Here is a 23,630-nt window from a genome sequence, read left to right on the forward strand (position 1 = left end):
AACGATCGATGTCGGTGATCTGACGAACGCTGAACGTAGTCACCCCACCGGCCGTGGGCCTGTGGCTTGTCCGAAGAGTGGAGGGAACCTTACCCGAGAGGCGCCGGGAATGACCGCCCCATGACGTGCGCGAGCCCGGAGACCGCTGTCGATCTCCGGGCTCGGCCGGGTTCAGGCGCGCTTGACGATCAGCTCGTCGTCGCCGAGTTCGACCAGAACCTTGTCGCCGTCGACGACCTCGCCCGACAACACGGCCTTGGCCAGCTTGTCGCCGATCGCCGACTGGACCAGGCGGCGCAGCGGCCGGGCGCCGTACATCGGGTCGTAGCCCGTCAGCGCCAGCCACTCGCGGGCCGCGGGCGTGACCTCCAGCGTCAGCCTGCGGTCGGCCAGGCGCCGTGCCAGGCGATCGACCTGCAGGTCGACGATCTGCGCCAGCTCTTCGGAGCCGAGCGCGTCGAAGAGGATCACGTCGTCGAGCCGGTTGAGGAACTCCGGCTTGAACGAGCCGCGCACCGCCCCCATGACGGCCTCGCGTTTGGCGCCGTTGTCCAGCTTGGGATCGACGAGGAACTGCGAGCCGATGTTGGAGGTGAGGATCAGGATCGTGTTGCGGAAGTCGACCGTGCGGCCCTGGCCGTCGGTCAGCCGCCCGTCGTCGAGCACCTGCAGGAGGATGTCGAAGACCTCAGGATGGGCCTTTTCGACCTCGTCGAGCAGCACCACAGTGTATGGCCGCCGCCTGACGGCCTCGGTGAGCTGCCCGCCCTCCTCGTAGCCGACGTAGCCGGGGGGCGCGCCGACGAGCCTGGCCACGCTGTGCTTCTCGGAGTACTCGCTCATGTCGATGCGGGTCATCGCCCGCTCGTCGTCGAACAGGAACTCCGCCAGCGCCTTGGCCAGCTCGGTCTTGCCCACACCCGTGGGCCCGAGGAACAGGAACGAGCCCGTCGGACGGTCGGGGTCGGCGATCCCGGCCCGGCTGCGGCGTACGGCGTCGGAGACGGCGAGCACGGCCTCCCCCTGCCCGATGAGCCGCCTGCCCAGCTCCTCCTCCATCCGCAGCAGCTTGGCCGTCTCCGCCTCCAGGAGCCGCCCCGCCGGGATGCCGGTCCATGACGAGATCACCTCGGCGATGTCGTCGGCCCCGACCTCCTCCTTGACCATCGCGTTGTCAGGCGGAGCGGCCTCGGAGGCGGACTTCAGCGCCTGCTCCAGGCGGGGCACCTCGGCGTACATGAGCCGGGAGGCGGCCTCGAAGTCGCCGTCGCGCTGGGCCCGCTCGGCCGCGCCGCGCGCCTCGTCGAGCTGCTTCTTCAACTCGCCGACCTTGTTGAGCCCGGCCTTCTCGTGCTCCCAGCGGCCGACGAGGGCGTTGAGCTCCTCCTGGCGGTCGGCCAGCTCCTGGCGCAGGCGTTCGAGCCGCTGGACGGAGGCCTCGTCGGTCTCCTTGGACAGCGCCAGCTCCTCCATCTTCATCCGGTCGACGTTGCGCTGGAGCTGGTCGATCTCCACGGGACGGGAGTCGATCTCCATGCGCAGCCGCGAGGCGGCCTCGTCGACCAGGTCGATGGCCTTGTCGGGCAGGAACCGGTTGGTGATGTAGCGGTCGGACAGCGCCGCGGCGGCCACCAGGGCGCCGTCGGCGATCTGCACCTGGTGGTGGGCCTCGTAGCGGCCCTTCAGCCCGCGCAGGATGGCGATGGTGTCCTCGACCGTGGGCTCGCCCACGTAGACCTGCTGGAAGCGGCGCTCCAGCGCCGGGTCCTTCTCGATGCGCTCGCGGTATTCGTCGAGCGTGGTCGCGCCGATCATGCGCAGCTCGCCGCGGGCCAGCATCGGCTTGAGCATGTTGCCGGCGTCCATCGCGCCCTCGGCGGCCCCCGCCCCGACGACGGTGTGCAGCTCGTCGATGAACGTAACGATCTGCCCGTTGCTCTCCTTGATCTCGGAGAGCACGGCCTTGAGCCGCTCCTCGAACTCGCCCCGGTATTTGGCGCCGGCCACCATCGCGCCCAGGTCGAGCCCGATGAGCCGCTTGTTGCGCAGCGACTCGGGCACGTCACCGGCCACGATGCGCTGGGCCAGGCCCTCGACGACGGCCGTCTTGCCGACGCCGGGCTCGCCGATGAGCACGGGGTTGTTCTTGGTGCGGCGGCTGAGGACCTGCACGACGCGGCGGATCTCGGAGTCGCGGCCGATGACCGGGTCGAGCTTGCCGCCCCTGGCGCGCTCGGTCAGGTCGACGCCGTACTTCTCCAGTGCCTGGTAGGTGTCCTCGGGGGTCTCGCTGGTGACGCGGGCGTGGCCGCGTACCTTCTCGAAGGCGTCGAGCAGGGCCTGCGGCGTGGCGCCCTGGGACTTGAGCAGCTCGGCCACCTGCCCGCCGTCGGCGGCCAGGCCCACCAGCAGGTGCTCGGTGGAGACATAGAGGTCTTCGAGGCGGTTGGCGTGCTGGGCGGCGGTGTTCAGCACCGTCAGCAGGTGACGCGAGCTCGACGGCGCCCCCACCGTCGCGCCCTGCGCCTTCGGCAGCGCGGCGAGCTGCTCCTCCACCCGCGCCCGCAGCGTGCGCCAGTCGGCGCCGACGGCCTCCAGCAGCGGGACGGCGGTGCCGCCCGTCTGGGAGAGCAGCGTGGTCAGCAGGTGAGCCGGGGAGATCTCCGGGTTGCCCTCCGCGGCGGCACGCCGCATGGCACCCGAGAGAGCTTCCTGGCTCTTCTGGGTGAGCTTGTAGTCCATGTCGTTCTCAGGCCCCCGGTGGCAGCTCGTAGCGGATCAGCGCTCGGACCATCCGCATCTCGGCACGCAGGCGGTGAACCTCTTCACGCAGCCGCAGGGCTTCGTTCTCGAGTTCGAGGATCCGCTTGATGCCCGCGAGGTTGATGCCCTCCTCTTGGGAGAGCCGCTGCACCTCGCGGAGCTGGATGATGTCTCTTGTGGAGTAGAGGCGGCCGCGCCCTGCCGTGCGCCCAGGACAGACCAGCCCGAGCCGGTCGTACTGGCGCAGCGTCTGCGGATGAAGCCCGGAGAGCTGCGCGGCCACCGAGATCACGTAGACGGGTGTGTCGTCTGACAGGTCGAAATAATTGGCGTCCATCGGCTACTCGCTTCTGGCTCGCTGAATGAGCTCCGCACGTGGGTCCTCGGCCGCGGTAGCGGTGTTGAACTCGTTGAGAAGCTCACGTGACTTGTCGTCGAGCGTCTTCGGCACGATCACCTCGACGGTGGCGAGCAGGTCGCCCTTGGTGCCGTCTTTGCGGGCGACGCCCCTGCCGCGCACGCGGAACGTGCGCCCGTTGGGCGTGCCCGTGGGGATGCGCAGCGTGACCGGCATGCCCTTGAGGATCGGCACCTTGATCTCGGCGCCGAGAGCGGCCTCCGTGAACGTCACGGGAACGGTGATCGTCAGGTTGTCGCCCGACCTGCCGAAGACGGCGTGCGGCTTGACGTGCGTCAGGATGTAGAGGTCTCCCGCCGGGCCGCCGTTCTCACCCGGCGCGCCCTTGGCCTTGAGCTTGACCCGCTGCCCGTCGGCCACGCCGGCGGGGATGCGGGCCTGGATGGTGCGGGTGCTCTTGGCCCGGCCGTTGCCCTCGCACACAGGGCAGGGGTCGTCCACGATCAGCCCGCGGCCCTTGCAGTCGCGGCAGGGCTCGGAGAAGGCGAAGTTGCCCAGATTGCGGCTGGCCGCGCCCGTGCCCTCGCAGGTGGGACAGACCCTGGGGGTCGTGCCCGCCTTGGCGCCGGTGCCGCTGCACGCGGTGCAGGCGGCCGAGCTGGTCAGCCTGAGTGACACCGTGGTGCCCTCGGCCGCCTCGGTGAACGTCAGCGTGACCTCGGACTCGACGTCCTGGCCACGCCGCGGCCGCGTCGTGGTGGTGGTGCGGGTGGTCCCTCGGTTGAACAGCCCGCCGAACAGGTCGCCGAGCCGCTCGCCCGCACCTCCGCCGTGACCCTGCTGGCTGCCGCCGAACAGGTCACCGAAGTCGAACGGGAAACCGCCACCGCCGGGCCGCTGGCCGCCCACCCCGGAGCCGAACAGCGTGCGCGCCTCGTCGTACTCCTTGCGGCGCTTGCTGTCGGACAGGACGTCGTAAGCCTCGGAGACCTCTTTGAACTTGGCCTCTTTGCTCGGGTCGCCCTGGTTGCTGTCGGGGTGGTACTGCCTGGCCAGCTTCCTGTAGGCCTTTTTGATCTCGTCGGCGGTGGCGGACTTGGGCACACCAAGGACGGCGTAGTAGTCCTTCTCCAGGTAGTCCTTGGTGCTCATCTACGGCCCTTCGTCTCAGTTTTCGTCTTCGTCATCGGACGCGGCAGGTGCGTCCCCGGGCTCGGCGACGGCCACCCGCGCCGGACGCAGCACCCTGTCACCCATCCGGTATCCAGGCTGCAACACTTCGATCGCGGTCGGCTCGCTCACTTCGGGCGAATAACTGTGCATCAGAGCCTCGTGGACCATCGGGTCGAACGGGTCGCCCTTCTGACCGAAGGCGTTGAGGCCCAGCTTCGTCAGGGCCGCCTCCAGCGACTCCGCCACCTTCGCGAAGCCTCCGGTGAGCTCGCCATGATCACGGGCGCGGCCGATGTCGTCCAGGACGGGCAGCAACTCGGTGAGCACTCCGGCGGCGGCCTGCTCGCGCACCGCGCCGCGGTCGCGCTCGACCCTCCTGCGGTAGTTGGTGTACTCCGCCTGGAGGCGTTGCAGGTCGGCGGTCCGCTCGGCGAGCTGGGCGACCAGCTCGCCGTCGGCCAGCGCCTCGGGCGCCGGGGCAGGCGCCTCCTGCGGGGCCTCCGCGGCCTCGCGCACCTGGCCCGTCTGCGGGTCGATCTTGCGGTTGTCGCGGATCACCGGCTCCTCGTGCCCGTTTTCACGCGGCGGCATCACTTGTCCTTCTTCGGCTCGTCGTCAACGATCTCGGCCTCGACCACGTCCTCGTCGGCCTTCTGGCCCTGGCCGGCGGAGGCGTCCTGGGGAGCGCCCTCACCGCCCTGCTGGCCCTGGCTCTGAGCGTAGATCGCCGAGCCCATCTTCTGGCTGACGGTGGCGAGCTTCTCGGCCGAGGTGCGGATGACGTCGGTGTCGGTGCCCTCCAGCGCCTTCTTCAGCTCCGACAGGGCGTCGTTGACCTCGGACTTGATGTCGCCGGGGACCTTGTCGTCGTTCTCGCGGAGGAACTTCTCCGTCTGGTAGGCCAGCCCGTCGGCGTTGTTGCGGACCTCGGCCTCCTCGCGGCGCTTCTTGTCGTCCTCGGCGTACGACTCGGCCTCGCGCATCATCCGCTCGATGTCGTCCTTCGGCAGCGCGGAGCCGCCGGTGATCGTCATCGTCTGCTCCTTGCCCGTGCCCAGGTCCTTGGCGGAGACGTTGACGATGCCGTTGGCGTCGATGTCGAAGGTGACCTCGATCTGCGGGATGCCGCGCGGCGCCGGCGCGATGCCGGTCAGCTCGAAGGTCGCCAGCTTCTTGTTGTACGAGGCGATCTCGCGCTCGCCCTGGTAGACCTGGATCTGCACCGACGGCTGGTTGTCCTCGGCCGTGGTGAAGACCTCGGAGCGCTTGGTCGGGATCGTCGTGTTGCGCTCGATGATCTTGGTGAAGATGCCGCCCTTGGTCTCGATGCCCAGCGACAGCGGGGTCACATCGAGCAGCAGGACGTCCTTGACCTCACCCTTGAGCACACCGGCCTGCAGGGCGGCGCCGATGGCGACGACCTCGTCCGGGTTGACGCCCTTGTTGGGCTCCTTGCCGCCGGTCAGCTCCTTGACGAGCTCGGAGACGGCGGGCATGCGGGTCGAGCCGCCGACGAGCACCACGTGCGCGATGTCGGCGACCTTGATGCCGGCGTCCTTGATGACCTGGTGGAACGGGCCCTTGGTCCGCTCGAGCAGGTCGGCCGTCATCCGCTGGAACTCGCTGCGCGTGAGCTTCTCGTCGAGGTGCAGCGGGCCCTCGGAGGAGGCCGTGATGTAGGGGAGGTTGATGTTGGTCTCGGACTGGCTGGACAGCTCGATCTTGGCCTTCTCGGCCGCCTCGCGCAGACGCTGGAGCGCCATCTTGTCCTTGGCCAGGTCGACGCCGTGGGCGTTCTGGAAGCGCTTGACCAGCTCGTCGACCACGCGCTGGTCCCAGTCGTCGCCGCCCAGGTGGTTGTCACCGGAGGTGGCCTTGACCTCGACGAAGCCGTGGCCGTCCTCCTGGCCGACGTCGAGCAGGGACACGTCGAACGTGCCGCCGCCGAGGTCGAAGACCAGGATCGTCTGGTCCTGGTCCTTGTCGAGCCCGTAGGCGAGGGCCGCCGCGGTCGGCTCGTTGATGATGCGGAGCACATTGAGGCCCGCCACCGTGCCGGCTTCCTTGGTGGCCTGGCGCTGGGAGTCGTTGAAGTAGGCCGGGACCGTGACCACCGCGTCGGTGATCTTCTCGCCCAGGTACGCCTCCGCGTCCTGCTTCAGCTTCTGCAGCACGAAGGCGCTGATCTGCTGGGGCGAGAACTTCTTGCCGTCGATCTCCTGGGACCAGTTGGTGCCCATCTCCCGCTTGACCGAACGGATCGTCCGGTCGACGTTGGTGACGGCCTGTCGCTTGGCGACCTCGCCGACCAGGACCTCGCCGTTCTTCGCGAAGGCGACCACGGACGGCGTGGTCCGCGAGCCCTGCGCATTTGCGATGACGGTGGGCTCACCGCCCTCGAGGATCGAGACGACGGAGTTGGTCGTCCCAAGGTCGATACCTACCGCACGTGCCATGAGTACGTCCTTGTAGTCAAAGTTGAGTCTGTTGGGCTCAAGCTACGGTTGGGAGTTGTCTTTGTCAAACGACTTGAGCCTACTCGACTCAACCCCTATGAGCGTGAAAGCATTCCCGGCGAACGGGAAAGAACGGGCGTGATACCGCACAACACGCGTAACGGGACTGAGCGCTTACGGGTTCCACCCGATCTCTTCGAGTCCCACTTCGCCGAGATCCACCGTTACATCGCGCGGCGGCTGTCTGCCGACGTGGCCGACGACCTGGCCGCCGACGTCTTCCTGGTGGCACTGAACGGCGGATACGACGCCTCCGCCGGTGCGGTCAGACCCTGGCTGTACGGCATCGCCACCAACCTCGTCGCACGGCACCGCCGAACCGAGATCAGACGGTGGAAGGCGATCAGCAGGACAGGGGAGCGCGACGGCGGGACCACCGAGGACGAGGTCCTCGACCGCGTGGACGCCGCCCGCCTCACCGGCCCGCTCGCGGGGGCGCTGGCCGGGCTGAAGCAGCGCGACCGCGACGTGGTGCTGCTGATCGCGCTGGCCGGGCTGACCCACGCCGAGGTGGCGCAGGCCCTGGGCATCCCCTTCGGCACCGTCGCCTCCCGGCTGAGCCGGGCCCGCAGACAACTGCGCCGGGCGCTCGGCGACGTCAACCCGTTCAAGGAGGACTCCGATGGATGAGCTCGACCTGCTCGCGCGCGCCCTGCCCGACGCGCCGCCGCCGTCGCCCGAGGTCGTGGCGCGGGCCCGCGCCCGCCTCGACGGCGCGCCCCGGCCTCGCCCGCGCCGTCGTCCGTGGATGATGTGGGCGCCGCTGGCCACGGCGGCGGTCGTGGCCCTGGTGTTCTCCCTGGTGACGAGCCTGGCCCCGGTCCCGGAGGCCGCCAAGCCGCCCAGGCGCAACCAGGAGCTCTTCGACCTGGCCGACCGGATCGAGAAGCTGCCCGTGCGGAGCGGCCGGTACTGGCGCGAGTCGATCGTCAACGGTCAGTACATGTCCGGCGGCGGCTACACCCTTGCGTTGAGCGCGGGCAGGGAGACCTGGGTGCCACGCGACGCCGCCGACCGTGTGCTCACGCGGACGTGGGTTTACAGCGCGCAACCTGCCACGGCCGCCGACAGACGCGCGTGGAAGGCCGCCGGAGCTCCCGACCAGTTCAAGGGCCACTGTGGCGACAGCGGTTCCAAGGACTGCAAGCCCGTGCCGGTCGGCGAAGGGCCGCGCGGCTGCGTGTACTGGCGGTCCGACCACGAAGGGCGTTATCCGAACAGGACAGTCGGCGACTTCACGATGGCCGAGCTGGCGGCGCTTCCCGCCGATCCGGCCGAGCTCACGGAGCGCTTGGGCGCCTACCACAAGGCGTGGGTGGCCAGAGGTTCCAAGAACTCCTTCGAGGAGTTCCTCCCGACCGCCGCGAACCTGCTGGGTGCGCCCATCGGCCCCGCCCAGCGCGCCGCGATCATTCGAATGCTGGCCGCGCTGCCGACCACCAAGGTCGTGGGCCCGGTGACGGACCCGCTGGGCAGGAAGGGACTGTCCGTGGATCTGGGCGTGCCAGGGGGGACGATGACGCACTCCGGCAAACCGTCCAAGGACCTGCCCGTCTACAACCGGTCGATCCTCGACCCGGCCACCGGGACCAAGCTCGCCGAGGTCTCCTACGCGGCCCGAGAGGACAAGGATTGGCGGGTGACCGAGGGAGAAGCCATGGCCTTCAACGCGAACGAGTCCGGCTGGACCCAGGAGCGGCCGGGCCGGCCGAAGGGGTGCAGGGAGAAGTGAGCTGTGCGGACCCCGGCGCGGTGGGTGCGCTGCCGGGGTCCGCTTTCCGTGATGGCTCAGCTGAGCGGCGTGTTCATGTCGTTCTGGATCTCCGCCGGGGTCAGGGCCCGGTTGTAGACGCGGACGTCGTCGATGAGGCCGGCGAAGTACTCGCCCCAGAGGCTGCTGCCGCCGATGCGCAGGGGCTGGGCGTCGGCGCGGATGACGCCGGAGGCCGCTCTCTGCGCGACTTGGGTGCCGTTGGTGTACAGGCGAAGGGTGGTGCCGTCGTAGGTGGCGGTGACGTGGGTCCAGGTGTTCAGCGGGAGGGTGGCAGTGCCGAGAAGGCCCTGGTCGGTGCCGGTGGCGATCTCGGCGTACGGCCGGTTGCCGTCGGCGCCGGCCCACAGACCGTAGGCCAGGCCGCTGGCGTGCTGCTTGAGCAGGGCGGTGCGGTAGCCGGACAGGCTCGCCGGGTTGAGCCATGCCTCCAGGGTCATGCCGGTGGTCAGGCGCAGGGTCGGTGAGTCGGGGACGTTGACGTAGGCGCCCGAGCCGTTGAACGACAGCGCCCGCCCGTATCTGCCGGACGCGGACCAGGTCGTGCCGGACAGGGTGCCGGTGTTGGCGTTGCCGGAGGCGTCGCCGATGGTGGCGCCGGCGCCCTCGTTCATGCCGTACGCCGCCACCAGGCCCGTGTCCGGCGGCGTCGGCGCGAAGGCCGCCGTGTACGTGGTCGCCGTCGCGGGTGCCGCGATGTTGTGGCTCGCCGCGCCCCCGTCCGACCACGAGCCGAACGAGAGGCTCTCGCCCGCGTGCGACTGCGGCGACGGCGCCGAGATCGAGTTGCCCGACCCGACGATGACCGTGCGGGTGAACGGCGTCGTCGCCTGTTCGCTGTTGAACCCGACCCGCAGGCCCGCCGGAGACGTCTGGAACGTCAGGTTCACCGTCCGAGGCTGCAGCAGCACGCTCTTGGTGTCCGTCAGGCCCTGGGCGTCGGTGACCGTCAGCCGCAGCTCCAGATGGGAGGGGTAGTCGTGGTCGGGGGCCTGGAAGGAGCCGCTCGCGCCGGTGAACGTGGTGATCTCGTGCTCATGGCAGGTGCCCGGGCAGTGGTGCAGGATGAGCGTCCAGCGCATGCGGGAGCCGGGGATCGTGCCGTCCTGGGCGTCGGCGCCGGTGCCGGAGAAGCCGATCGTCTGGCCGACCGCCCAGGTCGTGGCCGGCGTGGGGGTGTTGATCGCGGCGGTGGGCGGGGTGTTGTCGACGTTCACGGTGACCGAGGCGTCGCCCTGGCCGCCCCTGCCGTCGCTGACGCGCAGGCGCACGACGTAGGAGCCGGGCCGGGCGTAGGTGAACGACGGCGCGGCCGAGGTGGAGTCGTCGAGTTCGCCGTCCCCGTCCAGGTCCCAGGCGTAGGTCAGCGGGTCGCCGTCGGCGTCCGTGGACGAGGCGCCGGAGAAGGACACGGCCAGCGGGGCCGGGCCCGACGTGGCGCTCGCGTTGATCACGGCCGTGGGCGGGGTGTTGTCGTAGATGTAGCGCACGATCGTGCCGTGGTCGTAGTCCACGGCGAACAGGTCGCCGCCGGGGCCGATCTCCAGCTCGACCGTGGGCATGCCGGAGTCGAAGGTGCGGATGGCGGCCGGGTCGGGCAGGCCGTCGGCGCCCTTGGTCATCACCCACACGCACTGGCGGCTGTAGTCGGACAGGAACAGCGCGCCGTCATAGGTGCCCGGGTAGTGGCCACCGTCGTAGAAAGCCACGCCGCTGGCCGACGAGCCGCCCTGCGGGCACGGGTCGTTCGGGGCGGGCCTGGTGGCGTGGTTCCAGGCGAAGTACGGCTGCGTGTGCGCGGAGGGCCCGGCGGCGTAGAGGTTCTCGCACAGGGTCAGGTTGAGGTTGTCGTAGCCGCCCTGCCTGCCGGCGCCCTCGTAGCAGGGCCAGCCGAAGTTCGCCACGCCGGAGGTCGGGTCGGTGACGCGGTTGATCTCCTCGAAGCTGTTCCAGCCGACCTCGCCGAGCCAGATCTCCGGTGTGCCGGGCCTGTTGGTGATGCGGAACGGGTTGCGCAGGCCGGTGGCGACGATCCTGGCGGTGTTCGGGTCGGGGCTGCCGGCGTTGGGGTTGCCGGTGGCCGCCGCCCCCGTGTTCGGATTTATCCGGATCAGGGAGCCGTCGAGGCCGGTCGGGTCGCCGTTGGTGCGCAGATCCTGCGAGCGCAGTGCGCCGCCCTCCGCGCCGGGCGGCGACAGCGCGGTGCCGACCGGTGAGGGCGGGTCGCCGCACGGGTTGTCGGGGGTGATGTCGGAGCTGACCAGGTTGTCCTGGCCGTAGTCGGCGAAGTTGAAGCTGGCGCCGTCGCCGCCGGTGGCGTACAGCATGCCGTCGGGGCCGAACTGGAGGTCGCCGACGGAGTGGCTGGGATGCTGCTGGCACCAGTCGGTGATCAGCGGGGTCTCGGCGCCCGTCGGCGAGATCACCGACAGACGGCCGGTGATGAGGCAGCCGTCGTTCGTGGCGCCGGGCGGGCTGGGGCAGGGGTCGTCGGTGCCGCCCGGTGCGCCCCAGCGCGGGGCCGTGCCGCCGGGGACGGCGTCATAGGAGTACAGGACGTACAGGCGCGGGTCGGCGGGGAAGTTCGGGTGCAGGGCCATCCCGAGCAGGCCGCGGTCCCAGAAGTTGTGCACGCGGGTGCGCAGGTCCGCGTACGTCGCCGGCGTCGTGTCGGTGAGTGAGTCGAAGACCTTGATCAGCCCGCTCTTCTCCGCCACGAACACGCGCCCGTCCGGGGAGAACTCGATGTTCGACGGATGGTTCAGCCCGCTGAAGACGATCTGCCGCTGGAAGGCGGCGGGCAGTGCCTGAGCGGGCCCGCTCGTCAGCACGATCGAACACACGAAGACGAGCAGGAGCGAGGACAGGGCGCGACCAAGCCGTTCCACCGGGACCCCCTGGGAAGCGCGGCATCACCATCGACGCCCCCACGCCTCCGGTGCCTGATCGATGTATCGCAACAAATCGATCAGTTGTCATCAGAGGTGTCCGATGTTGGACATTTCTATTTAGAACCATCCACAAGGGTGCGCTTGCCGAGAGGCTTCCTGAGCTTGACCGTGGTGCTCTTCTGGATCGCGATCATGATGCAGGACACGTTCTTGGCCTTGGGCGCAGTGCCCTCGTAGAGCGTGATCGTGACCTTCTTGGCGCTCTCCTTGACCTTGACGCGGTCGAGAACCGTGCACGGCTCGACGCCGGACCACCAGGTGAGCTGGATCTTCTTGCCCTTGTCCAGCGCCTTGGCCTTGGTCCAGCGGACCTTGTGAACGTTGATCGCGTCGCCCACCGGCTTGACCGGCTTGGGCTCGTTCGAGGGCGTGGGTGTGGTGGTGACAGGGTTGGCCACGGCCGGGGGCTGGGCAGGGGCCGGAGGGGCGGCCAGGCGCTCGGATGGCTGGGCCGTGCCGCAACTCGTCACGAGCGCCAGACATCCGGCCAGAAGAGTCGCTGTCGTTGTCCGCATACCCATACGACGGATCAACCAGGCCCGCGGTTCAGCGCTGCGCCGGGCTAGTGTGGTGCACGTGCTCCGTCAGGCCCTGCTCGCCATTTCCAAGAGCCGACACGCCGAACGGCTCGTCACCACCTCGCCGCTGACCGCGGACGTGGTCAGGCGGTACGTCGCCGACGACATCGGCGCCGCGGTCGCCGGGCTGACCCGTGTGGGCCTGCTCGTCAGCGCCGCCCACCTCGGTGAGGAGGTGACCGAGAGGGCGCAGACCGAGCGGGCCGTCGCCGACTACCTGGCGCTGCTCGACCTGCTGCCTCCGGGCGCCGACGTGTCGGTCAAGCTCACCGCGCTCGGGCTGCGGCTGTCCGAGCAGGTCGCCCACGACCACGCCGCCGCCATCTGCCGGGCCGCCGCGGCCAAGGACGTCACGGTGACGCTCGACGCCGAAGAGCACGACACGATCGCCGGGCTCCACTCCGTGCACACCGCGCTGCGCAGAGACCACCCCGACGTGGGCGTGGTGGTGCAGGCCTACCTGCCCGACTCGCTGGAGCGCTGCGAGAAGCTCGGCGGGGCCCGCGTGCGCCTGTGCAAGGGGGCCTACACCGCCCCTGGGGCCTATCGCAGGGCGTCCGACATCGATCTGTCGTTCGTACGATGCCTGAAGATCCTCATGGCCGGCACCGGCTACCCCATGGTGGCCACCCACGACCCCAGGCTGCTGCGCATCGCCTCCACCCTGGCCGTGCTCGACGGGCGCGACGCGACCGGCTTCGAGTACCAGATGCTCCACGGCGTGCGCCCCGACGAGCAGGTCCGCCTGGCCGGGCTCGGCTCCCGCGTGCGCGTCTACGTCCCCTACGGCTCCGACTGGTACGCCTACCTCATGCGCCGCCTGGCCGAACGCCCCGGCAACCTGGCCTTCTTCCTCAGGTCGCTGGCCTCGCGCGGCTAGCGGATAAGCTGCCAGGATGATTGCGATTCTGGGCACGGGCAAGATGGGAGAGGCCCTGCTGTCCGGGCTGCTGCGCGCCGGGTTCAAGCCGGACGACATCATGGCGACCGCCCGCAGGGCCGAGCGGGCGCAGGCGTTGCGCGAGACCTACGGCGTGCGCACCGTCTCCAACGCTGAGGCGGCCAAGGTGGCCGACACCCTCGTCCTGGCCGTCAAGCCGCAGGACATGGCCACGCTCCTGGCCGAGATCGCCCCCTACGTGCCGGCCGACCGCCTGGTGATCACCGCCGCCGCCGGCATCACGACGTCGTTCGTGGAGCAGCGGCTCGGGGTCGAGGTGCCGGTGGTCAGGGTGATGTCCAACACGCCGATCAGGTTCGACGAGGCGATGAGCGTCATCTCGGCGGGCGCGCACGCCGACGAGGAGCATCTCAAGCTCACCGAGGGCCTGCTCAAGCCCGTCGGCAAGGTGCTGCGCATCCCCGAGTCGCAGCAGGACGCCGCCACCGCGCTCTCCGGCAGCGGCCCCGCCTACTTCTTCTACCTGGTCGAGGCCATGGTCGATGCCGGCATCCTGCTCGGCATGCCGCGCGCCGCCGCGCTCGACATGGTCACCCAGTCCATCGTCGGGGCCGCGGTGATGCTGCGCGACTCGGGCGAGCACCCGGTGATCCTGCGCGAGGCCGTGACCTCGCCGGGCGGCACGACCATCGCCGCCATCGCGGAGCTGGAACGCCACAGCGTACGCGCGGCGTTCCTGGCCGCCATCGAGGCCGCCCGCGACCGCGGCAGGCAGCTCGCCTCCGGCTGACGCCCCCGCGTCGCCCAGCCGGACGCGTGCCCCCCGAGGCCGTCGAGGCGGGGCGCGTCAGGCGTCGCGGCGGCGCAGCAGCACGGCCCCCGCCACCATGGCCACGGCCACCCAGGCGAGGTAGACGGCGAACCCGCTCCACGGCCCCAGGGTGGCGCTGCTGCGGCCGGACACGACGAGCAGGCCGGCGTTCGTGGTGAAGTACTCGGCCACGCTCGCGCCCCACCGGCCAGGGAGCTGGCTCGCCATCGTGGGCAGCACCAGGATCAGCGCGATGGCCGACACGAGCGCGCCGGGCGTGTGCCTGATCAGCGTGCCCAGCCCCAGCCCGAACAGCCCGCACGCGGTCAGATAGAGGCTCGCGCCGGCCACCCCCTGCGCCACCGCGCCCGGCTCGACCGAGGCCGGGCCGATGATCAGCAGGCCGATGAGGACCGAGGAGGCTGCGGCGATCGTGGAGACGACCAGCGCCGTGGCGGTGAACACCGCGACCTTGCCTGTGAGCAGGCGCAGCCGCTGCGGCACGGCCATCAGCGAGGTGCGGATGCCGCCCGTGCGGTACTCGCCGGAGATCACCAGCACGCCCAGCGTCGCCATGGGCAACGACGCGAGCATGACGCCGGTCAGGCTCATCATGACGGCCTGGGCTCCGGGGACGGGCCGGGGCATGGAGTCCGCGGACGCCGTGGCGGCCAGCGCGCCCATGCCTGCCATCAGCAGGGCCGTGACGGCCAGCGTCCACACCGTCGAGCGAACCGAGCGGATCTTGGTCCATTCGGACCTGAGGATGTCGATCATGAGGTGTACTCCAGGCTGTCCTTGGTGAGCTCCATGTAGGCCGCTTCGAGCGAGGGCTGCACGAACGTCAGCTCCTCCAGCGGGATCCCGGCCCGCGCGGTCAGGGTGCCGATCTCCAGCGTGCTCATCGCGGTCACCCGCAGGTGGTCGGTGCGCAGGTCGCCCACCTTGACCAGGTCGGCCACCTCGGCCAGCCGGGGCGAGCGCACCCGCACGTACCCCTGGGAGCTGCGCCCGATGAACTCCTCCACGCTCGTGTCGGCGATGAGGCTGCCCTTGCCGATCACGACCAGGTGGTCGGCGGTCTGAGCCATCTCGCTCATCAGGTGGCTGGAGACGAAGACCGCGCGTCCTTCCGCGGCCAGGTCGCGCATGAACGTGCGGATCCACAGGATGCCGTCCGGGTCGAGCCCGTTGACCGGCTCGTCGAAGATCAGGATCTCCGGGTCGCCGAGCAGCGCGGCGGCGATGCCCAGCCGCTGCGACATGCCGAGTGAGAACCCGCCGATCCGCCGCCTGGCCACCTCCCGCAGGCCTACGGCCTCCAGCGACTCCTCCACCCGGCCGGCGGGGATGCCGTTGCTCTGGGCGATGGCCAGCAGGTGGTTGCGGGCGCTGCGCCCGCCGTGCACGGCCTTGGCGTCCAGCAGCGCGCCCACTTTACGCAGGGGGTGCTTCAGTTCGTGGTACGGACGCCCGTCCACGAGCACCGAGCCGCCCGACGGCCGGTCGAGCCCGAGGATCATCCGCATGGTCGTGGATTTTCCCGCCCCGTTCGGGCCGAGGAAGCCGGTCACCTGACCAGGCTCGACGTCGAACGACAGGTCCGCGACGGCCGTGGTGGAGCCGTAGCGTTTGCTCAGGTTCATTGCCCGAATCGCGGTCATGGGCCAAGCCTGCCGTCGCGGGAGCCGGGTCTCTTCCTGCTGGAGAACCGTTTTCCCCGCGAGGCTCTGGGAGCCTGGTCCTACGCTCCAGGTTGGATCAGCGCCGCCTCGTAGGCGACGATCACGGCCTGGGCGCGGTCCCTGACGCCGATCTTGGCGAACAGGCTCGTCACGTGGTTCTTGACGGTCGAGGGGGAGACGCCCAGGTCGGCGGCGATCTCGGTGTTGGAGCGGCCGCGCGCGATCAGCACGAGGATCTCCCGCTCGCGCTCGGTCAGCCCGCTCAGCTCGGCGGGCACCGCCCGCGCGCGGGAGGCGCGGACGAAGGTGCCGATGAGCCGGGTCAGCAGGCGCGGCGCGACGGCCGACTCGCCGCGGTGCACCACGCGCACGCCCTCGATCAGTTCCTCGGGCGAGACGTCCTTGGGCAGGAACCCGTCGGCGCCCGCCCGCAGCGCCGCGACCACGTTCTCGTCCAGGTCGAACGTGCTCAGCGCGAGCACCCGCACCTTCGGCAGTTCGGCGGTGATCAGCTCGGTCGCGCGCACGCCGTCCATGACCGGCATGTGCAGGTCCATGAGCACCACGTCGGGGCGCAGCCGCCTGCTCATGGTCACCGCCTGCTCGCCGTCACCGGCCTCGCCGGCCACCTCCAGGTCGGGCTGGGCGTCGAGCATCAGCCGGAAGCCCTTGCGGACCAGCGCGTGGTCGTCGGCCAGCAGAACCCTGATCATGGTTGCTCCAAGGGGAGACGGGCGTGCACGCGGAAACCTCCTTCTGGACGGGGACCAGTAGACAGCTGGCCGCCGCAGAGCGCCACTCGTTCTGCCATGCCGCCGAGCCCGAACCCCGGCGCCGCGCTCTGCTCGGCCAGCCCGTCGTCGACCACCTCGACCTCGACGGCGGCGGGCTCGTAGGCCAGGCGGACGCTGGCCCTGGCGCTGACCGCGTGCTTGCGCGTGTTGGTCAGCGCCTCCTGGACGATCCGGTAGACGGCGTGGTCCACGGCGGCGGGCAGCTCGACCGGCTCCCCGGTGACCTTCAGGCTGGCGGGCAGCCCGGCGGACCTGGCCTCCTGGATCAGCGCGGGCAGGCGGTCCGCGCCCACGCCCGTCGCCGCGTCGGGCCCCTCGTTGCCGTCGGCGCGCAGCACCTGGAGCAGGCGGCGCATCTCCGTCATGGCCTGGCGGGCGGTCTGCTCGGCGCTCTCCAGCGCGTTCCTGGTGACCTCCTGTTCCGGCGGGAGCGTGGCCCGCGCGCCGCCGACCAGGGCGTTGATCACCGTGATGTGGTGGGCGACGACATCGTGCAGCTCTCTGGCGATGCGCCTGCGCTCGGCCTGTACGGCGGCGTCGGCCGCGTCGCGTTTGCCGCGTTCGTCGAGCTCGGCCCTGAGCCGGACGATCAGGCCGGCGCCCACGGGGACGCCGACGGCGAACAGCCCCATCACCCCGCTGCCCGTACCCTGCTGGGTCAGCTCCAGCTCCAACCCGTAGGCGATGACCAGCGCCCCCGTGACGAGCGCGGTCCTGCGCCCCGCCGTGTAGCGGCCCAGGCTGTAGTGGGCGATGAAGGCGAGGATGTTGACGGACACGGTCAGCCCCGCCAGGTCGCTCACCAGGTAGAGCGCGGAGACCACGACGGCGACCGCGGTCGGCCACCTGCGCCGGGCGAGCAGGACCGCCGTCGCGGCCAGGTAGTACGCCATCGCCGGCACCGTCTGGACACCGTCGCCGGCGAACATGATGATCAACGCGACGACGGCGGGGACGGCCAGGACGATCACCAGCGCCGTGTCGAAGACCCTGGGGCGTCGGAAGTAACGCACGATCTTGAGAAAGGTTCGCGCCACGCGCACGCTAGAAACCATAAGCCACGAAATATCGGGACTGGGTGCGTGGAACCCGGGCTACAACGAGGGGTCTGCGCTGCGGTAACGTCGGCGCAAGGCGAGCCAGCGCGCGAAGGGATGGGCATGAGCCGGTCGGCACGGGTGATCTGGGACGACGCTCTGACCTCGTACAACTTCGGCCCGAGCCATCCGCTCGCCCCCGTCAGGGTGGAGCTGACGATGGCGCTGGCCCGCGAGCTCGGCGTCCTCGACAAGGTCGAGGTGGCCGGCTGCGATCCCGCCACCGACGACGAGCTGGCCATGGTGCACGAGCGCGACTACGTCGAGGCCGTCAAACGCGTGTCCGCCTCCGGTCTGCCCGACCTCTCCGCGGGGCTCGGCACGGCCGACAACCCCGCCTTCGCGGGCGTCCACGAGGCCTCCGCGCTGATCGCCGGCGCCTCGCTGGCCGCCGCCCGCGCGGTGTGGGAGGGCGCGGCCGAGCACGCGGTCAACGTCGCGGGCGGGCTGCACCACGCGATGCCCGCCTCGGCCAGCGGCTTCTGCGTCTACAACGATCCGGCGCTGGCCATCGCCTGGCTGCTGCGTCAGGGCGCCGGGCGCATCGCGTACGTGGACGTCGACGTGCACCACGGCGACGGCGTGCAGACGGTGTTCTACGACGACCCCCGGGTGCTGACGATCAGCCTGCACGAGAGCCCGCGCACGCTCTTCCCCGGCACCGGCTTCCCCGAGGAGACGGGGGCCGAGGGCACGTCCGTCAACGTCGCGCTGCCCGCGGGCACCGGCGACGCCGGCTGGCTGCGGGCCTTCCACGCGGTCGTGCCGCCGCTGCTGCGCGAGTTCGAGCCCGAGATCCTGGTGACCCAGCATGGCTGCGACAGCCACGCGCTCGACCCTCTCGCCAACCTGATGCTCAGCCTCGACGGCCAGCGGGCCGCCTACGCCGCCCTGCACCGCCTGGCCCACGAGACGGCGGGCGGCCGGTGGATCGCCACGGGCGGCGGCGGTTACGAGCTGGTGCAGGTGGTGCCGAGGGCCTGGACGCACCTCATCGCCGAGCTGTCCGGGCATCCCGTCGATCCGGCCACGCCGACGACCGAGGAGTGGCGGCGGTTCGTCAGGGAGCGGACGGGCGAGGCGCCGCCGCTCAGCATGACGGACGGTCGAAATCCGGAATTTCAGGACCTATCCGGTGGTTATGACCCAGCGGACCCCATTGACCGTGCGGTCATGGCGACCCGAAACGCGGTGTTCCCCCTGCACGGCCTCGACCCGATGCCCTAGTCCGAGGAAGAAGCAGTGCTGAGCCGCGACCAACTCCGTGAGCACCTTGTCCACAGCCGCATCGCCGGCGACGTCGCGACCTCCCGCGAGAACAACCTCGACCACTACAGCTCGCTGGCCAACGGCGACGCCTACTACCGGCTGGGGCTGACCTTCGACCAGCCGTGGTCCTACCGCGACATCCTGGCGCTGATGGCCAAGTCCGCGGGCGTGGTCGCCGACCCCGGCCACCGCTGGGGCCAGGACACCATCGACCCCGACCTGACGATCGACGCGATCGACGCCATGGCCGAGCGCGTCGCCGGGGTGCTGACGCGGCGGAGCCCGCGCGTGCTGTTCGCGACCGGGCACCCGACCGGCCTGCTCGCCATCCACCTGCCGCTGGCCGCCCTGTGCGCCCGCCACGGCGCGGTGCTGCTGACGCCGGCGGAGGACTGGACCTACACCGAGGGGTTCAGCCGCCCGCGCAAGATCCGCTATCTCCAGGACATCGCCATGCTCGACGATCGGGGCGGCTTCGTGCACACCCACGACGCCGCCCCGATGCGGCAGATGCTCGGCGCGCTCGACGGGGGGCTGCCCGACCTCGTGATCGCCGACCACGGCTGGGCGGGAGCGGCCGGTGAGGCGGGCGCGCCGACGGTCGCCTTCGCCGACAGCAACGACCCCGGGCTGTTCGTCGGGGAGGCGGAAGGCAAGATTGACGTGGTCGTGCCACTTGACGACAATGTGCTACCGCGTTATTACGCTCCGCTGACCGACAGATTGGTCACTCAAGTCTCACGAGCCCTTTGAGTCGAATTCGGTCATCCCCATACTGTCTTTTCGCGCCTGCATTCCAAGGGGCTCGCTGTCCCTTTGCCAACTTTTGATGGGGCTCCGGAGACTCTTATGTGTGGCAACTTGGACAGTTCCAACGTCCAGGTGAGGTGCTCGGCCCGGCTGCTGGCCAGCGATTTCGCTGGTTCGGCTGACAGGTGGCTCCGTCGACTGAGAAAATAGGGGGTTTGCGCACTCGGAGTCCCGACTTACGCTGACGGCAGTACACGTGCGTGAGCAATGGCACCAGTGGGGATAACCCGGAAACACGTGCGGAAGAGGCGTCCGATGGGTGCAGGCGAAAGACCTCTCAGTGAGGTGAAGTTCCTGACCGTGGCAGAAGTCGCGACGGTCATGAGGGTGTCCAAGATGACGGTGTACCGGCTCGTCCACTCTGGCGAGTTGCCGGCCATCCGAGTAGGCCGGTCGTTCAGAGTGCCCGAGCAGGCGGTGCACGACTATCTGCGGGAGGCCTACATCGAGGCAGGTTGAAGTAGCGACACGCGAGGTCGTGTCGTGAATTCGGTCGAGGGAGGGGCCCGGCCGCCGTGAGGCGCGACCGGGCTCTCACCCCCCAAGGGGCGATCTACCGTCGATCGCCGGTAGTCTGTGAGCCGGTGTGCGCTCGCACTCCGGTTCAGTCGTGCTATCAGTACCTGGGGGTCCCGTGGGCTCTGTCATCAAGAAGCGTCGCAAGCGGATGGCGAAGAAGAAGCACCGCAAGCTGCTCAAGAAGACGCGCATCCAGCGGCGTAACAAGAAGTAACCAACGCGGCTGCGAGGCGCTGATGACCCACACCGTGCTTGTCACCGGGGTCTCGCGCCACATCGGCGCCCGGGTGGCGAGCGTTCTGGCTTCCGACCCGGACATCAGCCGAGTCATCGGAGTCGACACCATGCCGCCCCCCTCGCTGACGCGAGACGGCGGCATCTCCATGGGACGGACAGAGTTCGTCCGGGTCGATCTGCGCAGCCCTGACATCGCCCAGGTGCTCGCGGCGGCGGACATCGACACCGTTGTGCACATGAGTCTGGTCAGCGCCCCTTCACGGAGCGCGGGCAGGTCGGCGATGAAGGAGCACAACGTCATCGGCACCATGCAACTGCTCGGTGCCTGCCAGCGGTCGGCGACCGTGCGACGTGTGGTGGTGCGCTCCACCACCGCCGTCTACGGTTCGTCCCCACGAGACCCCGCGGTCTTCACCGAAGACCTGGAGCCGCACGACAGCCCCAGCCACGGCTACGCGAAAGACGCGGTCGAGGTGGAGGGCTACGTGCGCGGCTTCGGCCGGCGCCGTCCCGACGTGACGGTGTCGCTGCTGCGCTTCGCCAACTTCATGGGCCCAGGCGTCGATTCGCCGCTGACGCGTTACTTCACCCAGCCGGTGCTGCCGACCGTGTTCGGCTTCGACCCCAGGCTGCAGTTCGTCCACGAGGACGACGCGGTCGAGGTGCTGCGCCGGATGGCGACCGAGGACCACCCCGGCACGTTCAACGTGGCCGGGGCAGGCGTGCTGCTGCTGTCGCAGTGCGTGCGCAGGGCGGGGCGGCTGTCACTGCCGCTGATCTCGCCCGCTTTCAAGGTGCTGGGCGGCGCCGCGCGCAGGACCGGGCTGGTCGAGTACTCACCCGAGCAGCTCAGGCTGATGAGCCACGGCCGTGTCGTCGACACCGGCAGGCTGGAGGCCGCGCTCGGCTGGAAGCCCAAGTTCACGACGGGGGCGGCCTTCGACGACTACCTGCGTTCGAGGAGCCTGAGCCCGGTCGGAGGTGTGCGGAGTTGAGTCTTCCCCAATCGCGGCCCCGCGTGATCCCGATCAGCTCGGCGCCCTCCTTCGCCGAGCAGGAGCCCGAACCCCTGGCCAAGCTTCTGGCCTTCGTCCGCAGGCGCGTCACCGGCGACTACGAGGTCGACGAGTTCGGCTACGACGCCGAGCTGACCGACAAGGTGATGCTGGAGCTGATCAGGCCGCTCTACAACCAGTGGTTCCGGGCCGAGGCCGTCGAGCTGAAGAACATCCCCGACGAGGGCGGCGCGCTCATCGTCGCCAACCACGCGGGCACGCTCCCGCTCGACGCGTTGATGCTGCAGGTGGCCCTGCACGACGAGGCGCACAGGGCGCTGCGGCTGCTCGGCGCCGACCTGGTGTACCAGCTTCCCGTGCTCGGCCACCTGGCGCGTAAGACCGGCCACACGCTGGCCTGCCCCGAGGACGCCGACCGGCTGCTGCGCAAGGGCGAGCTGGTCGGGGTGTTCCCCGAGGGGTTCAAGGGCGTGGGCAAGTCGTTCTCCGAGCGCTACCAGCTGCAGCGCTTCGGCCGCGGCGGCTTCGTGGCCTCGGCCATCCGCGCGGGGGTGCCGATCGTGCCGACCGCCATCGTGGGCGCCGAGGAGATCTATCCCAAGATCGGCGATCTGAAGTCTTTCGCCCGGCTGCTCGGCCTGCCCTACCTGCCGATCACGCCGTTCTTCCCGCTGCTCGGGCCGCTCGGCCTGGTGCCGCTGCCGTCCAAGTGGATGATCGAGTTCGGGGAGCCGATCCGCACCGACGACTACGAGCCGTCGGCGGCCGACGATCCGATGCTGGTGTTCAACCTGACCGACCACGTGCGCGAGGTCATCCAGCAGATGCTCAACGAGCTGCGGCTGCGCAGGGGGCACGCCTTCCCGCCGTTCCTGTGACCGGGGCGCAACCCATGGGGTCGCGCCGGTGTTCTCCGTGAGAATTGGCGGAACACCGAAGGGGAAACCCATGGATCTTCAGCTTTCCGGCCGCGTCGCCGTCGTCACCGGCGCGTCCAAGGGCATCGGCCTGGCCGTCGCCCGCACCCTGGCCGAGGAGGGCGCCCACGTCGTGGCGGCCTCGCGCACCGCCTCGGCCGAGTGGCCCGGCAAGGTCGTGCACGTGGCCGTCGACCTGATGGACCCGCAGGCGCCCGCCGAGGTCGTGGCGCGGGCCGTCGAGGAGTTCGGCGGGCTGGACATCCTGGTCAACAACGCCGGCGGCCCGCCGCCCGGCGTGACGCTGCCGAGGGCCGGGTTCATGACGCCGGACGACGCGGACTGGGGGGCGATGTTCGAGTTCAACCTGTTCTCGCTCGTCCGCATGATCCGCGCCGCCGTGCCGATCATGGTCGAGCGGGGCGGCGGCTCGATCGTCAACGTCTCCTCCACCATCGCCCGCCAGCCCGGCGCCATCAACGTCGACTACGGCGCCGCCAAGGCGGCCGTCAACCAGGTCGGCAAGGCCGTCGCCGAGGAGTTCGGCCCCCAGGGCGTCAGGGTCAACACGGTGACGCCCGGCCCGGTGCTCACCGACTGGTGGACCAAGGACGGCGGCGCGGCCGAGGTCTTCGCGGGCATGGTGGGCTCCGACAGGGACAGCGTGATCACCGAGGTCGCCCCCACCATGATGAAGCTCACCACCGGGCGGCTCATCCACCCACAGGAGGTCGCCGACGCGATCGTCCTGCTCGCCTCGCCGCGTTCCGGCAGCACGACCGGGGCCGACTTCGCGGTCGACGGAGGCTCGCTCAAGGAGCTGTGAACCCGGCGGGCGGGTTGCGGCAAGACATACGTGACCGATCCCCCACAGAAGGGCGGAGATGATCACGCAACCCGCCACCAGGGGTGCGGACTCGGAGCTGGTGAGCGCCTCGTGGACTGATCCCGAGGCGTTCGCCCAGCTCTTCGACCGCTACTCCGCCATGCTCTACAGGTACGTCTCCAAACGCCTCGGTCCCGAGCCCGCCGAGGACCTCGTCGGCGAGACGTTCCTGATCGCCTTCTCCCGGCGCAGGAGCTACGACCTGGCCTACCCGGACGCCAGGCCGTGGCTGTTCGGCATCCTGACCAAGCTCATGTCCCGGCACCACCGCAAGGAGGCGGCCCGCTACCGGGCCCTCCTGCGCGCCCCCGTCGACTCCGACGTGGAATCGCCCGCCGACCGGGTGGCCGCGGGGGTGAGCGCCCAGGCCGTGCGGGCCGAGCTGGCCGGCGCGCTGGCGGCGCTGCCCGCCAAGGACCGCGACGTGCTGCTGCTGATCGCCTGGGGCGATCTCACCTACGAGGAGGTCGCCCAGGCGCTCGGCATTCCGATCGGTACCGTCCGCTCCCGCCTCAACAGGGGCAGGCGGAAGGTGCGGGCCGCACTCGGCGATGCCAACCCCATGGAGGAGGAGTGAC

22 protein-coding genes and 1 pseudogene are annotated in these 23,630 nt (G+C 70.1%); 12 read left to right on the forward strand and 11 right to left on the reverse strand.

Going from position 1 to position 23,630, the window contains the following annotated elements; translation table 11 throughout:
• Positions 1–171: 171 nt before the first annotated feature.
• The 5 genes and pseudogenes from clpB to dnaK all read right to left on the reverse strand — a co-directional run bounded on the left by clpB (position 172) and on the right by dnaK (position 6,750).
• Positions 172–2,742: an ATP-dependent chaperone ClpB gene (clpB, locus tag ACFOY2_RS27200; protein WP_379530909.1), complete on the reverse strand. Its 2,571-nt coding sequence runs from the start codon at positions 2,740–2,742 to the stop codon at positions 172–174.
• A gap of 34 nt (positions 2,743–2,776) precedes the next feature.
• Positions 2,777–3,100 (reverse strand): annotated as a pseudogene (locus tag ACFOY2_RS27205) (heat shock protein transcriptional repressor HspR); the annotation flags it as partial.
• A gap of 3 nt (positions 3,101–3,103) precedes the next feature.
• Positions 3,104–4,273 (reverse strand): molecular chaperone DnaJ, encoded by a 1,170-nt coding sequence (gene dnaJ, locus ACFOY2_RS27210; RefSeq protein WP_379530910.1) that lies wholly within the window; start codon positions 4,271–4,273, stop codon positions 3,104–3,106.
• A gap of 15 nt (positions 4,274–4,288) precedes the next feature.
• On the reverse strand, positions 4,289–4,885 hold the full coding sequence (gene grpE, locus ACFOY2_RS27215; RefSeq protein WP_379530911.1) for a nucleotide exchange factor GrpE: 597 nt from the start codon (positions 4,883–4,885) through the stop codon (positions 4,289–4,291).
• On the reverse strand, positions 4,885–6,750 hold the full coding sequence (dnaK, locus tag ACFOY2_RS27220; RefSeq protein ID WP_379530912.1) for a molecular chaperone DnaK: 1,866 nt from the start codon (positions 6,748–6,750) through the stop codon (positions 4,885–4,887). Before dnaK ends, grpE begins: the two co-directional genes overlap by 1 nt.
• Before the next feature lie 138 nt (positions 6,751–6,888).
• Here dnaK and ACFOY2_RS27225 point away from each other — a divergent pair, with 138 nt between their 5' ends.
• Positions 6,889–7,440 (forward strand): RNA polymerase sigma factor, encoded by a 552-nt coding sequence (locus tag ACFOY2_RS27225; RefSeq protein WP_379530913.1) that lies wholly within the window; start codon positions 6,889–6,891, stop codon positions 7,438–7,440.
• Entirely contained in the window at positions 7,433–8,542 is a 1,110-nt protein-coding gene (locus tag ACFOY2_RS27230; RefSeq protein ID WP_379530914.1) for a CU044_5270 family protein, read from the forward strand. The genes ACFOY2_RS27225 and ACFOY2_RS27230 overlap by 8 nt, the downstream gene beginning before the upstream one ends.
• 56 nt (positions 8,543–8,598) lie before the next feature.
• Here ACFOY2_RS27230 and ACFOY2_RS27235 read toward each other — a convergent pair whose 3' ends face one another.
• Both ACFOY2_RS27235 and ACFOY2_RS27240 read right to left on the reverse strand, forming a co-directional pair.
• Positions 8,599–11,469 carry a LamG-like jellyroll fold domain-containing protein gene (locus ACFOY2_RS27235; protein WP_379530915.1) on the reverse strand — a complete coding sequence of 957 codons (2,871 nt, stop codon included), beginning with the start codon at positions 11,467–11,469 and terminating at the stop codon, positions 8,599–8,601.
• A 116-nt stretch (positions 11,470–11,585) separates the two neighbouring features.
• Positions 11,586–12,047 carry a hypothetical protein gene (locus ACFOY2_RS27240; RefSeq protein ID WP_379530916.1) on the reverse strand — a complete coding sequence of 154 codons (462 nt, stop codon included), beginning with the start codon at positions 12,045–12,047 and terminating at the stop codon, positions 11,586–11,588.
• Positions 12,048–12,108: 61 nt separating this feature from the next.
• On the opposite strand from ACFOY2_RS27240, the gene ACFOY2_RS27245 reads away from it, so the two are divergent.
• Entirely contained in the window at positions 12,109–12,990 is an 882-nt protein-coding gene (locus ACFOY2_RS27245) for a proline dehydrogenase family protein (protein WP_379530917.1), read from the forward strand.
• Positions 12,991–13,006: 16 nt separating this feature from the next.
• Positions 13,007–13,801, forward strand: coding sequence for a pyrroline-5-carboxylate reductase (gene proC, locus ACFOY2_RS27250; protein ID WP_379530918.1), 795 nt, complete (start codon positions 13,007–13,009; stop codon positions 13,799–13,801).
• 57 nt (positions 13,802–13,858) lie between these two features.
• On the opposite strand, the gene ACFOY2_RS27255 is transcribed toward proC, so the two are convergent.
• From ACFOY2_RS27255 to ACFOY2_RS27270, 4 genes are all read right to left on the reverse strand, one after another.
• Positions 13,859–14,599, reverse strand: a complete 741-nt coding sequence (locus ACFOY2_RS27255; protein ID WP_379530919.1) for an ABC transporter permease — start codon at positions 14,597–14,599, stop codon at positions 13,859–13,861.
• The gene (locus ACFOY2_RS27260; protein ID WP_379530920.1) at positions 14,596–15,486 is read right to left on the reverse strand and encodes an ABC transporter ATP-binding protein; all 891 of its coding nucleotides are present in this window, start codon (positions 15,484–15,486) and stop codon (positions 14,596–14,598) included. Before ACFOY2_RS27260 ends, ACFOY2_RS27255 begins: the two co-directional genes overlap by 4 nt.
• An 80-nt stretch (positions 15,487–15,566) precedes the next feature.
• The gene (locus ACFOY2_RS27265) at positions 15,567–16,220 is read right to left on the reverse strand and encodes a response regulator (RefSeq protein WP_379530921.1); all 654 of its coding nucleotides are present in this window, start codon (positions 16,218–16,220) and stop codon (positions 15,567–15,569) included.
• A complete protein-coding gene (locus tag ACFOY2_RS27270) occupies positions 16,217–17,344 on the reverse strand; it encodes a sensor histidine kinase (protein WP_379530922.1) in 1,128 nt (375 codons plus the stop codon). Before ACFOY2_RS27270 ends, ACFOY2_RS27265 begins: the two co-directional genes overlap by 4 nt.
• A 117-nt stretch (positions 17,345–17,461) precedes the next feature.
• Between ACFOY2_RS27270 and ACFOY2_RS27275 the strand changes: the two genes are divergently transcribed.
• From ACFOY2_RS27275 to ACFOY2_RS27310, 8 genes are all read left to right on the forward strand, one after another.
• On the forward strand, positions 17,462–18,625 hold the full coding sequence (locus tag ACFOY2_RS27275) for an acetoin utilization protein AcuC (protein ID WP_379530923.1): 1,164 nt from the start codon (positions 17,462–17,464) through the stop codon (positions 18,623–18,625).
• A gap of 15 nt (positions 18,626–18,640) precedes the next feature.
• A complete protein-coding gene (locus ACFOY2_RS27280; RefSeq protein WP_379530924.1) occupies positions 18,641–19,420 on the forward strand; it encodes a phosphatase in 780 nt (259 codons plus the stop codon).
• 312 nt (positions 19,421–19,732) lie between these two features.
• Positions 19,733–19,936 (forward strand): helix-turn-helix domain-containing protein, encoded by a 204-nt coding sequence (locus ACFOY2_RS27285; protein WP_026214222.1) that lies wholly within the window; start codon positions 19,733–19,735, stop codon positions 19,934–19,936.
• Positions 19,937–20,111: 175 nt separating this feature from the next.
• Complete coding sequence (locus ACFOY2_RS27290; protein ID WP_018654693.1) at positions 20,112–20,210, forward strand: 30S ribosomal protein bS22; 99 nt, start codon at positions 20,112–20,114, stop codon at positions 20,208–20,210.
• A 22-nt stretch (positions 20,211–20,232) separates the two neighbouring features.
• Entirely contained in the window at positions 20,233–21,228 is a 996-nt protein-coding gene (locus ACFOY2_RS27295; RefSeq protein ID WP_379530925.1) for an NAD-dependent epimerase/dehydratase family protein, read from the forward strand.
• A complete protein-coding gene (locus tag ACFOY2_RS27300; protein WP_379530926.1) occupies positions 21,225–22,127 on the forward strand; it encodes a lysophospholipid acyltransferase family protein in 903 nt (300 codons plus the stop codon). The genes ACFOY2_RS27295 and ACFOY2_RS27300 overlap by 4 nt, the downstream gene beginning before the upstream one ends.
• Positions 22,128–22,197: 70 nt before the next feature.
• Positions 22,198–22,992 (forward strand): SDR family NAD(P)-dependent oxidoreductase, encoded by a 795-nt coding sequence (locus tag ACFOY2_RS27305; RefSeq protein WP_379530927.1) that lies wholly within the window; start codon positions 22,198–22,200, stop codon positions 22,990–22,992.
• A 58-nt stretch (positions 22,993–23,050) separates the two neighbouring features.
• The gene (locus ACFOY2_RS27310) at positions 23,051–23,629 is read left to right on the forward strand and encodes an RNA polymerase sigma factor (RefSeq protein WP_379530928.1); all 579 of its coding nucleotides are present in this window, start codon (positions 23,051–23,053) and stop codon (positions 23,627–23,629) included.
• Position 23,630: the final 1 nt, after the last annotated feature.

Origin of the sequence: Nonomuraea purpurea, from assembly GCF_042650645.1 — a bacterium.
In the GTDB taxonomy this organism is placed as follows: domain Bacteria; phylum Actinomycetota; class Actinomycetes; order Streptosporangiales; family Streptosporangiaceae; genus Nonomuraea; species Nonomuraea purpurea.